The sequence below is a fragment of the Rhodococcus sp. NPDC057014 genome, assembly GCF_042673295.1.
Classification (GTDB): domain Bacteria; phylum Actinomycetota; class Actinomycetes; order Mycobacteriales; family Mycobacteriaceae; genus Rhodococcus_F.
Genome location: NZ_JBHUSF010000254.1, coordinates 1 through 13,400, shown reverse-complemented (window position 1 = coordinate 13,400; position 13,400 = coordinate 1). Strand labels below are relative to the sequence as shown.

Genomic DNA, 13,400 nt, shown 5'->3' with positions numbered 1-13,400 from the left:
GGCTCCGGCGGCCGCGAGATGCAGCTGATCCAGGTCGTCTACTCCAAGTCGTCTACTCCAGGTGGTCTATTCCAAGTCGTCTACGAAGACGTGTCGCCGGTCGTCGGCACGTCACAACCAGGGCATGTCGGGATCGAGCGAGTGGGAGATCACCCCGTCGTCGGGCTCGAGGGGGTAGTTGACCTGATGGATGGTCGCGGATGCGGGTCCGAAGAGGGACGTGCCACCGGGCTCGACGAGGGTGGTGCCCGGCTCGACGAGTGTGACCTGCGGAGGCACGTCCTCGTCGGGGGCGTCGCATGCGACCATGGGCCATGCATTGGCGCAACCGATTCGGTCCCTGACCTCGACCTTGTACGGGGAGAGCCCGGAGTCCGGGGAGACGACCTGAGGCGACGTCGACTGCGCGGGTGCGGCGGCGGCGGTGGCGCTCTGGGCCATGAACATCCCGAGTCCGAGGGCGGCGCCTGTTGCGGCTGCGGCGGCGATGCGTGTCTTGGTCGAGTTCATTGCGTTGCTCCTGAGTGTGGTGTGGGTGGGTGTCCGTGTCCCTCGTGGACGAACACCAGTCTTCGCCGTTACGGGGTCCCGCCAACTCCCCCCAGAGGGGTGGTCGACCCTCCATCCGGGGGTGGATGTTTGCACCCCCGGGGGTGTTCCCGAAGCTGTGATCGGACAGTGGCCCGCCGCCGGTGACGTCAGAGATAGAGGTCGACGAGCGTGCTGACCAGCGACCAGTGCGTGGTCCGGGCCCGCAGTGTCCTCAACTCGGGGTAGACGATGCGGAAGGTGCGCGCGAGGGCGACGCTCAGACCGCCGGTGATGTCGGGGAGCCCTGATCGGGTGTCGACCGCAAGGATGCCGTCGAGCGGCGGATAGGCGGTCAGTCGCTGGACGATCGGGTCGACCCGGAGATGTGGGCCGAGTTCCCGAAACAACCCGATGTTCTCCTGCAGACCTCTGGTGATCGGCAGATCGGTGAGTTCGATGAAGCGCCGGTGCTGGGCCGCGGCAACCGACTGGGCGACGAGCAGCAGGTCGTACAGCTTCCCGGTGACGACGTCGTCGAATCGGTGAAAGTCCTCTCTCACGACGCCGATACTGGCGGTCACCCGGAAGATGTCTTCGAACTGGTCGAACGTCATGAGCGACCCGTGGCTTCGGACCTCCGCACCGTCCATCAGGTGATCATCCTCCCCGATACGCCCCGCCATGTCGTGTCCATTGTTCCGCCGGGATGATCCCGCCGCACACACGGATGACCCGCCCCGGGAATCGCGTTGTCCGGCACGAAGTCCTGCATGCTCGGCCGACCGGGTTGTGCACGACCACCGACAGCGAGTACAGCGAAAGGTATGAGCCGGTGGGTGCGGCGCGGGGCGCGGTGGTGGCCGTTGGCGGCGGCCGCCGTGCTGGTCGTCGTGCTCGCCCTGTGCGGGGTGGTTCCCGTGTGGCCGGGCCTGTTGCACCTCGTCGCGCTGCCGCCGCTGGATCAGTTCGCGGACCTGCGACTTCTGCTGGTACGGACCGAGTCGTGGCCGCAGTTCCTCGTGCTGCTGGCCGCGGTGTCGGCCGCGCGGATCATGCTGATGGCCTGGCTGCTCGGAGGACTCGACAAGCCGCGTATCCGCTTCGCCACGGCGTTCTACGCGACCGCGTTCGGTCCGGTCCTGCTGGCGTCGTGTACTGATGCGACCGCCTACGCGATGCTGTACTCGCGTGCGTTCTGGCCGGCGGTGGCGCTCGTCGCGGTGCTGGTGTCGATACTCGGGCCGGTGCCGTGGCAGGGCGGCGCCGGCCTGCGTGCGGCGATGGGGCGGACGTGGCGCCGGGGCCTGCGCATCGAGGTGATGGTGCCGTACTTCGCGGCGATCCTCGCACTCGGCGCCCTGGCGGACCGCGTCCCCGCCCTCACCGTGCTGCTCGTGCCGGTGTCTGCGGCGGCGACCGGACTGACGGTGTGGGCGATGGGCCGTGCGCCGCTGAGGCGGCCCGTCGCGGCGCTCGCCGCGGTGCTCGTCGCGTCGACGGTCCTCTCGGCGATCTTCGTCCGGACCCGCGCGGACGACGTTCCGGAACCCGGACCACGACAGGCTGGTTCGCTGCTCGTCATGGCCGGTATCGACTCGCGTTCGGGGGAGGGGGCGATCCACCGGGCCGACGTGCAGCGGCTGGGGTATGAATGCGGACAGGTGTACTACTTTTCCTACGCCGGAACCGGGGGCGGGCAGCCCCGGCGCGACGCCACGTGCCCGATCCGAACGGGCGCCCCCTACGAACCGGCCGACACCCATCGGCCCGTCGAGGAACAGGTCGCCGTGTTCGCCGAGCAGGCGGCGAACCTGCAGCGGCCGTTGACCGTTGCCGCGCATTCGCACGCAGGCTGGATCGCGTGGGAAGCGGTCGCCGCAGGTCGGGCACAGGTGGACGTGCTGGTTCTGGTGGGTGTGTTCCCGGAGACCCCGCTCGGATTTCCGCCGCCGGACGCCGAACGATCGGGCAGGGTGTTCGGCGACCTGTTGCGGTGGGCGGTGCCCGCGATCGAGTTCGCGTTCTTCCCCTTCGACCCCGACACGCCCGCGGCGCGGCAACTGCTCGGGGACGCGGGCAGCGCACAGGCCGTTCTCGGCGAGACACTGCCCGAAGGGGTGCGTGTTCTGAGTGTCACGTCGGCCGCCGATCTTCCACTGATGCCGCACGGCTGGCGGCTGAACGTCGAACGCAACGCCTGCCCGGTCCGCGCCGCACACTCGTCGCTGCCTCTCTCAGCCGCCGTCGACGATGAGGTGATCCGGTTTCTGAACCACCGGGATCCTGTGCCCTGCCCGGCATGGCGGGACTGGGGTGCGGTGGTGATGCAGGCCTTCGGTGTACCCGCGAGAGAACGCTGACCCGAATGTGTGGAAGCGGACGGGACGATTTCGCGGACGCCGGAGCATCGGCCGGAGTTAAATGGAATGACACAGGCGTAAAGGATTTCGGCACAGGGTAAGCCCAACTCAAGGTCCGTCGCCGCCCGCTCCGGTCTCGTCCCACGGCGCGGGAGGCAGAGCGTCGGGGTGCGCGATGATCGAAGCAGTGACAGGGCTCCTCACGAGGAGAAACGAACCCGCCGATGCTCGATCCGAACCGCCCGAACAACCTGATCACGCCGCCCCTGCCAGTGGCATCGCACTCGGAAGACTCCTCGCGGCGGCGATACTGTCACCGGCGCAGGCTTCGCTGCTCGTTGCCGATGCACTCGATCAGCTCGAACCGGCGCGCACCGAAGGACCGGACCGCCTCCGTCTCCGGAACGTGACGGTGACCGACAGCGGGCATCTCACGATCGAGTACGTGCGCGGTGCGGGGTCCGGGCAAGACCTGAACGAGCAGGTCGCCGGGTTGTTCCGAAGTATCGCGACGAATTGTCGCGCGCCGGCCCTGCCCGACCGGTTGCACGAATCGCTCGCCGAAACAACAGATCTCGAGGCATTGCTGCACCGTGTTCGGCTGGCGGTCGAACCCGGCGTCGATGCGGCCGAGGCGAGTCGGAAACGCTGCCAGCTCGCCCGGCTGGTCGCGGCGACCAGGGGACGACCGCGCTCGGACGGCCGCCCGGCGGAGGAACGGCCTGCCGGTGAGAAGCCGCCGGTGGACACCGGTTCCACCCTTGCATCGCCGGGCTGGTTCCCGCCGGTCCGGAACCCGTGGCATCGCAGGACGAGACGGCCCTCGCGACGGCAGGGAGCCCTCGGCGTCGTAGCGATCGTGATACTTCTCGCCGCAGTGTGGATGGCTCCGCGGGCGTGGTCGGAACTGCGGCGAGGCTGGGATGCCGTCCTGAATCCGGTGAATCCCGCGGAGCAGAACCAGATTCGACCCGTGTCGCCGCCACCGGAACCGCCGGCCGACCAGCCCGCACCGGCGACGGCCGATGCCGGACGAGTGCCGCCACCCGTCGACGTCGGTGCTCCCGGTACCGCCGGGCCGATCACGCTCGTCACGGCCACGCGTGCCAGCGGGGAGTGCGGGCCCGGGCTGGTGTGCGAGATCCGGGTGGACGTCCACCTCGATCCGGCTGCGACGGTCGATGCGGTGACCTGGAGGGTGAACGTGTACGACCGCTGTTCGGGTGAGGTGCGGGCCGGCGGCGACGTGTCGGAGCGCGTTCAGCCCGGGTCGCAGCAGGTGTACGGCATCGTCCGGACCGATCTGCCGCGCGGGGCCGCGCTCGCCGTCGCGGCGATCACGAGCGCCCCGGCGACGGCCGCGTCCGAACCGCTGCTGATCCCCGCCGAGAACGCACGCTGCTGAGTGCCGGGGGGCAGCCATGCAGGAGGGCAAGCACGAGTCCGACCCGTGGATCGTCGGGGCGGCGATCGTCCTCGTCGTGCTCGGACTCCTGAATCTCACGGCGACAGGGATGACAGGGCACGCCGTTCGCCATCTCCTCTTCGCAGTGGTCGGACTTGCGATCATGTGGGTGGTGTCCCGCATGCGGGTCAGTGATCTTCGGGCCTTCGGCTGGGCGGTGTTCGCGGTGGCGACCCTGTTGCTCGCGGCCGTTCCCCTCGCGGGGGTTGCGACGAAAGGAGCGCAGCGCTGGCTGAATTTCGGTGTGTTCACCGTTCAGCCCTCCGAGTTGGCCAAGCTCGCCCTGATTCTGGTGCCCGCGGGCATGCTCGCGGGCGGGTTCACCCTCGCACGCTTCGTCGCGACCCTGGCGATTGCAGCGGTGCCGGTGGCCCTCGTCGCGGTCCAGCCCGACCTGTCGACGGCCGTCGTGCTCGTTGCGACGACCGGGTTCATGCTCGTCCTCGCGCGGGTCCCGCTGCTGCCGCTGGTTCCCTTGTTCGTGATGGGGATCGCATCGCTACCGCTCGCGGTGCTGTTCCTCCGGCCGTATCAGCTCGAACGGGTGCACGTGTTCCTGTCGAGCAACGCCGACCCGGCGGGCGCGGGGTGGGCCGAGTTGCAGGCGAACATCGCGATCGGCAGCGGCGGTCTGTGGGGTCTGGCGCGTGACCCCCTGTATGCCGTGCGGGCACAGTTTCTTCCCGAATCGGAGCACGATCTGGCGTTCGCGAGCCTGGTGTACGGGTGGGGACTGGTCGCCGGCCTGGCCGTCGTGGTGGCGACGTCGGTGATCGTGTGGCGGGCCGCGCTCGCCGCGCGCACCGCCCGGACCCGGGAGGCCGCACTCGTCGCTGCCGGAATCGGTGGATTGTTCGGAATCCACGCGCTCGTGTCGATCGGTCAGAGTTTGTCGCTGCTGCCCCACACCGGAATGCCGATTCCCCTCTTCAGCTACGGGGGGACGGCCGCCATCGTCGGATTCGCCGCCATCGGACTGGTACTCGCGGTCCGCCGAGACGGCGTCGCGCGGCCGCTGTGGGCCCCTGACCCCCGGCGCCGGCGCCGCCCACGTGGAGTGTCGGCGGGCACGATGACGATGATCGCCGCACTCGTCGCGATGTCGGTGTTCGCGTGGCAGGTGCAGCACGACCGGGGTGCGGAATATCGGGCGATGAGCGACGCACAGATGATGCGGTGCATCCGCCTGCCTGCCGAGCGCGGACTGATCGTCGACCGCAACGGTGTCCCGCTCGTGGTGAACGTCGCCGAGTACGCGGTCGCCGTGGTCGCTCGGATGTTCGACGACAGCGACGACGACGCCCGCAACCGGCTCGCCGCGCTGCTCGCGAAGTCACCCGACGAGTTGTCGGACCTGATCGACGCCGGCGGCGTGGGCGAAACCCAGGTGGAGGTGGGCAGAGTCGCACCCGATCAGGCTCGGCGCGTGGTGGATGCGCGGATTCCCGGTGTCCTCGTGGTGCCGTCCGGTCGCAGGCAGTACCCGTACGGTGCCGTACTCGCATCCATCCTCGGACATGTCGGGGTCGCCGACGCGGACGACATGCAACGCTGGCCACACCTCGCACTCGGATCCCGGGTCGGCAAGGCGGGACTCGAGAAGCAGTACGACGCACTGCTCCGTGGCAGTGACGGCACACAGTGCATGTACGTCGATCCGACCGGCAATCCGGTGGCCACCGGCGAGCGCGTCGACCCGGTGCGGGGCCACGATCTGCGCTTGCACCTCGACATCGGTGTCCAGACCCTGGCCACCGATGCGCTCGTGGACGCGATGCGCACCAGTAGGGGCGACCTCGGCGCCGCCGTCGTCATGGACGCGCGGACCGGCGCCGTGCTGGCCCTCGCCAGCGTCCCCGGCGCCGACAACAACGTCTACGGACCTCCGGCCGACCTCGTCGCGCTCGCGGCACAGAGCCAGACCCCGGGCCCGAGTGCGCTGGTCAACAACGCGACCCAGACCGCGGTCCCACCCGGCTCGACATTCAAGATCGTCGTCGCGTCGGCGGACATGCAGTACCCGGTGCTCTCGCCCGACGCGGTGATCGAGACCGGCGCGGCCTACACCTACGGTGGCCACACCTTCCGGAACTGGCAGCCGATGGGCCCGAACAACATGCTGCAGGCGATCCAATGGTCCGACAACGTCTACTTCTACAAACTCGGTGAGCTCCTGGGCCCGGAGAAGATGAGTGACGTCGCGAACCAACTCGGCGCGGGACGGCGGTCCGGGATCGACCTGCCCGGCGAGGCGGAGGGGTTCCTCGGCACCCCGGAGAACGTCGGAAGCATCGGGGCCACGTGGTATCCCGGGTCGACGCTGTTGATGGGTATCGGGCAGGGCACGGTCAGCGCGACCCCGATCCAGGTCGCGCGCTGGACGTCGGGGATCGCCACCGGCGCGATGGTGACCCCGCAGCTGGCCGCGGCGTACGGGCCGGAACTGATCCCCCTCCCCACAGCGACACCACAGCGGCTCGCGTTCGCCGACCGTCTCGATCCCGTCCGGGCGGGGATGCGGGCGTCCGCGGCCGCCGGGACCGCCGGGCAACTCGCGGACCTCCCGGTACCGGCCGGCGCCAAGACGGGAACTGCGGAGGATCCGTCGGCGCCGGGGGAGGGACTCAACGCCTGGTTCTCCGCGGTGGCGCCGTTCGACGCCCCCGAGATCGTGGTGACGGCGCTGGTCCGTGGTGGTGGTTTCGGGTCGGCGACGTCCGGGCCCGTGGTCAAGAAGATCCTCGAGCGTTACTTCCCACGACCGCCTGCGCCGACGTCGACCCGGTGATCAACTGCTGTAGGCGGCAACGACCTCGGGGTGCACGAGACAGGCGGTGGCACCTTCGGCGACGCAGGTGAGTGGGCGTTCGGCCGTCTTCACCGGGAATCCGAACGCTTCCTCGAGCAGTTGCGACAGGCCACGCAGCATCGCCCCGCCACCGATCACGAGCAGCCCTTCCGACATCACGTCGCCGATCGCCTGGGGCGGTAGGTCTTCGAGGCACTCGGTCAGGGTGTGGACGATGCCGGCTGTGGTCGGCCGCAACGCATCCACGATCTCCTCGGTTTCGAGTGTGACGAACCGTGCCCGGCCGGTGGCGGCGTCGCGGCCTTCGACGACGAGTGACTGCCCTTCGTCGGTGTCCGGTGCGCCCAGCTTCGCCCGCTCGGCGGTGAGTTCGCCGACGACGATGTTGTGCTCCTCCCGCAGGTAGTGGTACAGCGCGTTGGTCAGTTCGTCGCCCGCGAGTCGGCAACTGCGGTGGGAGAGAATGCCACCGAAGCAGATGGCGGTGATTTCCGAAGTGCCGCCACCGATGTCGACGACGAGGTGGGCGCGTGGTTCGAGCGGGTTGATTCCGCAGCCGAGGGCACCCGCCACCGGTTCGGGCACCAACCCCACCTTTCGCAGGCCGGCCTCGTGCCCGACCTCGAGCAGTGCTCTGCGCTCGAGCGGAGTGGCGCCGGCGGGCACCGAGATGACGGCCTTGGGCCGCACCCCGTATCGCCTGGCCGGCGACACCCGTTTGACGATCGCCGTCACGAACGCCCGCGCCGACTCCAGGTCCACGATCACCCCGTCACGCAACGGCCGCACCGGAGTTATTCCGATAGGCGTACGGCCGACGAGACTTCGCGCCTCGGTGCCGATGGCGAGAGCACGGTGCGGTTCCTTCGTCCGAACCAGCATGAAAGACGGCTCGTTCAGTACGATGCCGTCGTCGGGAGTTCCGACGACAGTGTTGGCAGTTCCGAGATCGATACCAAGTCCACCCACGTCGGCCTCCAGAGGGATTCCAGCGAGATGTGCTTGATGTTACGCAGCGGCAGCGTCATTCGGAAGGTATCGCGTGCATTGGAAGAATCCCGGAAACGGCCACGACCCGCCGGCCGTCACGCGAAGTCGAACATCGGTGGAAGCACGCCGACCATCAACGCCGCCCACACACCGAACACGGGGAGGTAACGGGTCTGCCAGCGTTCGGTGGATCCGAATTCGCGGCGGCCGCGCAGGAACCCGAAGATGAGGACGGCCGACCAGGTCAGGTTGACGAGGAGGACCAGATTCATTCCGAGTGCGGCCACCTTGTTCGGGGTGAAGCCGAATTCGGCGATTCGAGTGAGCATGGCGAACAGCATCAGCAGATCCACCGCGAGGGCGCTGACGACGAGGACGAGTTGGAGGCGGTCGAACAGGTCGGGCGGCAGATACGGGTCGCGGGCGGATATCGCATACAGAAGCAAGCCCAGGACGACGACCAGGATGAGGTCCATCAGGATCAGCAGGTTCCGGTCGACGTCCACGACGCTGCCGGTCGTGGCGAATGCGACGAGCAGCACCAGCAGCATGAGAGTCGTCAGTGGTGTGAACACACGTGTGAGGACGGGGGCGATGTTCTCCACGACGTTCTGTTTCGCCTCCACGAGCCAGGCGGCGACGATGACCGCGCCGGCTGCACCGAACGGCAGCACCCAGTCCTCGACGACCCATTCGACGCTCAGGCCGAGGGCGTCGAATGCATTGACCGTCAGGCCGATGAGCACACCGCCACCCAGGGCGAGGAGGGTCAGATACACCACCCATTCGCCGGTGAATCGAATGAAGTCCATTCGTCGCCGGTCCGACCGCCACTGGCCGCCGACATACGCGACGCCGACCGCGAACCACAACGCGATCGGTGCGTGAATCGCCGCGATCACCTCGGTGGAGCCGTTCGACACGAACGGGAAGACGTTCACCAGCACCGCCGCCAGGGCGAACGGCACCACCAGTGCCCCGGCCAGTCGGAGCGTCACCTTCCGTTTCCACGCGAAGTACCCGGTGAGAAAAGGAAGAACGAACAGGCTGACGTTGCGGGCGAGGTCCTGCTCGTCGAGTGTCGCCACGCCTGCCTTCAGGGCGAGGGCGGCGCCGACCGCGAACCCGAGAACGACGAACAGTTCACGGGTGGGGCGAGTGCGATCACCGTCCGGCGCGGCGGGTATCAGGACGAGTTGCTTCCACAACCGGTCGGAGTGTTCCCGCGCGAACTCGCGGGAGATGTCGTCCACATTGCCCATTCGTTTGACGGCGACGAGGAACGCCTCGTCGGTCCTCAGGCCTGACGCGGACAGGTCCGAAATCTGATCGCGGAGATGGTCTTCCATCTCATCCGTGTCGGCGGCCGATATCGCGTGACGGCGCTCGACGTACCCCCGCCACTGACCGATCTGCGATTCGAGTTCCTTGTCGGTATCCATCACGACCATCCTTCCGCGGGCGCGGGGGGCAGTTGGACGGAGCGCCACACCTGGCTCAGGGCGTCCGCGACCACGTCCCACTGGGCGCGCCGTTCCGCCAGCATTTCCCTCCCGTTGTCGGTGATCGTGTAGTGCTTGCGCCTGCGCCCGCTGTCGGAGGCGCCCCACGACGCCGACACCAATCCCAGCCGTTCGAGTCGATGAAGCAGGGGGTACAGCATGCCGTCGGTCCACTGGATCCGTCCGCCGGACAGGTCGTTGACTCGCTTCAGGATGGCGTACCCGTAGGACTCGCCCTCGGCGAGAATTCCGAGTACCAGGGGAGTGGCAGACGCGGCCACCAGGTCTTTCTCGATATGCATAGAACACCTATCCCTAGATCTGCTAGCCATCAACGTAGCAGACCCGCCCGGCGCACCTCGGACTCTCGGCGCGGAGTTGTCGTGAATGCGTCGATCGACAACCCGGGGTTGACGCACGGATGATCGTCAACCTAGAGTTGACGAATGGAGAATTCAGCGCCCGTCACCCCGCCCATCCGCCTCGACGACCTCATCGAAGCGATCAAGAAGGTGCATTCGGAGGCCCCGCTCGAACAACTCACCGACGCGGTTCTCGCCGCCGAACACCTCGGCGAACTCGCGGACCACCTCATCGGTCACTTCGTCGACCAGGCCCGCCGATCGGGGGCGTCGTGGACCGAAATCGGCAAGAGTATGGGAGTCACCAAGCAGGCCGCGCAGAAGCGGTTCGTCCCCAAGGATCCCGGGCAGGCGTCCGACCTCGATCCGAATCAGGGATTCAGCCGATTCACTCCCCGTGCACGGCAGGTCGTGGTCGTCGCGCAGAACGAGGCCAGGGCCGCGCACAACTCCGAGATCCTGCCCCAGCATCTCGTCCTCGGACTCCTGGCCGACCCCGACGGGCTCGGCGCCCGCGCAATCGCCGCGCAGGGAGTGAATCTGGACACCGTCCGGCACGCCGCGACCGCGACGCTGCCGCCCGCCGTCGAGGAGATACCCGCGCTCATCCCGTTCGACGCCCAGTCGCGCAAAGCACTCGAACTGACCTTCCGTGAAGCACTTCGGCTGGGGCACAACTACATTGGAACCGAGCACATTCTGCTCGCCCTGCTCGAGGTCGAGGACGGGGTCGGTGTGCTCGCCGGCCTGGGCGTCGACAAAGCCGCCGTCGAGGAGAACATTGCCGCCGACCTCGCTGCCATCGTCGCCGCCCGCACCGAGGAGTGACCTCGCTCCGGGTGCGGTTGCACGCCGGTCACCACGGTGCTCACGTGAAGGGAATGCCCCCGGTGACGCCGAGCACTTCCCCGGTGACGTAACTGGATTCGTTCGACGCGAGGAACACGTACGCGGGAGCAAGTTCGGCCGGCTGGCCGGGCCGGCCCAGCGGCACGTCGTCGCCGAAATTCCGGTAGCCGTCGGCGGGCATGGTCGCGGGGATCAGCGGCGTCCAGATGGGGCCCGGTGCCACGGCGTTGACCCGTATTCCTCGTTTCGCCACATCGGCGGCCAGTCCCTTGGTGAAGTTGATGATCGCCGCCTTGGTGGTGGCGTAGTCGAGCAGGCCCGGGGAGGGATTCATGCCCTGGATCGACGACGTGTTCACGATGGTCGATCCCGGTTCCATGACCGCGACGGACTTCTTGCACAGCCAGAACAGTGCGTAGAGGTTCGTCCGCAGGACGCGGTCGAACTGCTCGGTGGTGATGTCGGCGATGCCACCCGTTTGGACCATCTGAAACGCCGCGTTGTTCACGAGGATGTCGAGGCCGTCGAGTTCCCGCACCGTCAGGTCCACGAGAGTCTGGCAGTGGTCCTCCGACGTGATGTCCCCGGTTGCAACGACGCCTCGCTGCCCGGCCTCGTTCACCAGTCGGACGGTCTCCCGTGCATCGGCCTCCTCGGCGTCGAGGCAGCTGACCACCACGTCCGCGCCCTCACGGGCGAACGCGAGCGCTACTGCCCGTCCGATGCCCGAATCCGCGCCGGTGATCAGGGCACGACGGCCGTCGAGGCGGCCGCTGCCCCGATAGGTCTTCTCGCCGTGGTCCGGCGTGGACACCATGTCGGCGGTCAGTCCCGGGTGCGGTATCTCCGGTTGATGCTCGCGGTCGGGATCGGGGTACTGCGTGGTGGGATCTTGCCGGGCGTACTGGTCGGCCATTCTCGTATCGCTTTCGTCATTCCCGGTCTGCAGAGACAACTACCGGCGAGCCGGTAGGAAGCGCCGAACCGCGCGGATCGCTGCGGGCGGTCGCGCCGGATGCCACACGTCGCGATCGGTGTACGACCAGGCATAGGTCGGGCTGCCGTCGCGAATACAGTCGAGCAGCCGCGGTTCGTCGAGCTCGTCCGCCGACCATTCGTACAGCTGCTGCAGGCGCGGTCCGATCAGGCCGTAGTCCAGCATCTCGCCGAGGTTGTGCTCGGCGGCGACGTACGCAGCGACGTCGTCTCCGAGTGGATATCGGTCGGGGAGAACCCGCGAGAGGGAAAGGAAGATCCCGGTCATCGACAGTCGCGGATCGCCGAGCAGGGGTCCTGCCGGCGCGAGCCGCCCGAGCGCCAGTCGTGGCGCCGCGACCAGGGCATGGGCGAAGAGAACGCGGAGCAGCACGACGTTGAGAAAGAAGCGCTCGGGACGGCTCTCGGTGTCGGCGAGGTCGCGATGGTCGAGATAGGCGGACGCGATGCTCGCGTTGTGGGCCCGGTACCAGGTGCGTGCGGTCGGATCGGCAACGAACAACATCCACAGGTCGACCGCGTGCGATGACGGCCTCCCTCCCATTCCGCCGCTCCGGGCGACGGCCTCGCACCCGTCGCGCAGCAGTCGCTCGTTGACGGCCCGCCACCAGGGACTGCCTGGTGGCGTCGCTTCGAGTGCGGCGAGCACGCCGCGGCCGACCTGCCAGCGCATGAACGACAGCGCCGCACGGCGAAACGGCAAATGCCGCGGTGCGTTGCCTACCGGACCGTGATACGTGCGGGCGCTCAGCTCGAGGCGGGCATCAGGGTCGTCGCGCACGGCGTGGACCTGGCCGAGTGCCCAGTCGGCGGCGGAACCTCGCGAACTCACCGTCCCATTGTCGGACCCGACCGGTGCGGGAGGAAAGGGCAGGACGAGTCGAAACGCGTCACCGGAAGGCGATGTACTTCACCTCGAGGTACTCCTCGATGCCCTCGCTGCCGCTTTCCCGGCCGAGCCCGGATTCCTTGACGCCGCCGAACGGTGCGGCGACGTCGGAGACGATGCCCCGGTTCACCCCCACCATCCCCGCCTCCACGGCGCCGGACACACGCAGCGCTCGCTCGAGTCCCTCGGTGTAGATGTAGGCGGCCAGGCCGTATTCGGTGTCGTTGGCGGCGGCGACGCCTTCCGCTTCGCCGTCGAATCCGATGATGGCGGCGACCGGACCGAACACCTCTTCCCGCAGGATTCGGGCATCGCCGGGCACGGCAGTGAGGACGGTCGGCTGGTAGAAGTACCCCTCACCCTCCCCGCGGTCGCCGCCGGTCGCGATCACGGCGCCCTTGCCGACGGCGTCGTCGACCAATTCGGCGACACTCGCGCGCTGCTTCTCGCTGACCAGCGGACCGACCTGGGTGCCGTCCAGATCGCCGGGGCCGACCGCGAGCGCCCGCATCCTGGCGGTGAGCTTCTCGCTGAACTCGGCGAGCACCGCGTTGTCGACGTGGATGCGGTTCGCGGCCGTGCACGCCTCGCCGCCGTTGCGCATCTTCGCGGCCATCGCGCCCTCGACGGCGGCGTCGATGTCGGCG

The 13,400-nt window shown here is 68.3% G+C and carries 12 protein-coding genes; 4 read left to right on the top strand and 8 right to left on the bottom strand.

The genetic code is table 11. The features are described 5' to 3' along the window. Positions 1 to 111: 111 nt before the first annotated feature. Together ACFTZB_RS33930 and ACFTZB_RS33925 are read right to left on the bottom strand one after the other, a co-directional pair. Positions 112 to 510, bottom strand: a complete 399-nt coding sequence (locus tag ACFTZB_RS33930; protein WP_378438444.1) for a hypothetical protein — start codon at positions 508 to 510, stop codon at positions 112 to 114. Between the two features lie 188 nt (positions 511 to 698). Beyond that, on the bottom strand, positions 699 to 1,214 hold the full coding sequence (locus tag ACFTZB_RS33925; RefSeq protein WP_378438442.1) for a DUF1931 family protein: 516 nt from the start codon (positions 1,212 to 1,214) through the stop codon (positions 699 to 701). Positions 1,215 to 1,355: 141 nt separating this feature from the next. Between ACFTZB_RS33925 and ACFTZB_RS33920 the strand changes: the two genes are divergently transcribed. From ACFTZB_RS33920 to ACFTZB_RS33910, 3 genes are all read left to right on the top strand, one after another. Then, positions 1,356 to 2,891: a hypothetical protein gene (locus ACFTZB_RS33920; protein ID WP_378438440.1), complete on the top strand. Its 1,536-nt coding sequence runs from the start codon at positions 1,356 to 1,358 to the stop codon at positions 2,889 to 2,891. Positions 2,892 to 3,066: 175 nt separating this feature from the next. After that, a complete protein-coding gene (locus ACFTZB_RS33915; protein ID WP_378438438.1) occupies positions 3,067 to 4,296 on the top strand; it encodes a hypothetical protein in 1,230 nt (409 codons plus the stop codon). A 16-nt stretch (positions 4,297 to 4,312) separates the two neighbouring features. After that, on the top strand, positions 4,313 to 7,144 hold the full coding sequence (locus tag ACFTZB_RS33910) for an FtsW/RodA/SpoVE family cell cycle protein (RefSeq protein WP_378438436.1): 2,832 nt from the start codon (positions 4,313 to 4,315) through the stop codon (positions 7,142 to 7,144). Here ACFTZB_RS33910 and ACFTZB_RS33905 read toward each other — a convergent pair whose 3' ends face one another. The 3 genes from ACFTZB_RS33905 to ACFTZB_RS33895 all read right to left on the bottom strand — a co-directional run bounded on the left by ACFTZB_RS33905 (position 7,145) and on the right by ACFTZB_RS33895 (position 9,959). Beyond that, entirely contained in the window at positions 7,145 to 8,134 is a 990-nt protein-coding gene (locus ACFTZB_RS33905; RefSeq protein ID WP_378438434.1) for a rod shape-determining protein, read from the bottom strand. A 116-nt stretch (positions 8,135 to 8,250) separates the two neighbouring features. Next, the gene (locus ACFTZB_RS33900; protein WP_378438432.1) at positions 8,251 to 9,597 is read right to left on the bottom strand and encodes a permease prefix domain 1-containing protein; all 1,347 of its coding nucleotides are present in this window, start codon (positions 9,595 to 9,597) and stop codon (positions 8,251 to 8,253) included. Beyond that, positions 9,597 to 9,959: a PadR family transcriptional regulator gene (locus tag ACFTZB_RS33895; RefSeq protein ID WP_378438429.1), complete on the bottom strand. Its 363-nt coding sequence runs from the start codon at positions 9,957 to 9,959 to the stop codon at positions 9,597 to 9,599. The genes ACFTZB_RS33900 and ACFTZB_RS33895 overlap by 1 nt, the downstream gene beginning before the upstream one ends. Before the next feature lie 144 nt (positions 9,960 to 10,103). Here ACFTZB_RS33895 and ACFTZB_RS33890 point away from each other — a divergent pair, with 144 nt between their 5' ends. Next, complete coding sequence (locus tag ACFTZB_RS33890) at positions 10,104 to 10,847, top strand: Clp protease N-terminal domain-containing protein (RefSeq protein ID WP_378438427.1); 744 nt, start codon at positions 10,104 to 10,106, stop codon at positions 10,845 to 10,847. A 40-nt stretch (positions 10,848 to 10,887) separates the two neighbouring features. Here the strand turns inward: ACFTZB_RS33890 and ACFTZB_RS33885 are convergent, their stop codons facing one another. From ACFTZB_RS33885 to ACFTZB_RS33875, 3 genes are all read right to left on the bottom strand, one after another. After that, positions 10,888 to 11,784, bottom strand: coding sequence for an SDR family oxidoreductase (locus tag ACFTZB_RS33885; RefSeq protein ID WP_378438425.1), 897 nt, complete (start codon positions 11,782 to 11,784; stop codon positions 10,888 to 10,890). A 39-nt stretch (positions 11,785 to 11,823) separates the two neighbouring features. Further along, positions 11,824 to 12,696: a hypothetical protein gene (locus tag ACFTZB_RS33880; RefSeq protein ID WP_378438423.1), complete on the bottom strand. Its 873-nt coding sequence runs from the start codon at positions 12,694 to 12,696 to the stop codon at positions 11,824 to 11,826. A gap of 58 nt (positions 12,697 to 12,754) precedes the next feature. Continuing rightward, positions 12,755 to 13,400 (bottom strand): aldehyde dehydrogenase family protein (locus ACFTZB_RS33875; RefSeq protein WP_378438421.1); only part of this gene is annotated, 646 nt, incomplete at its 5' end.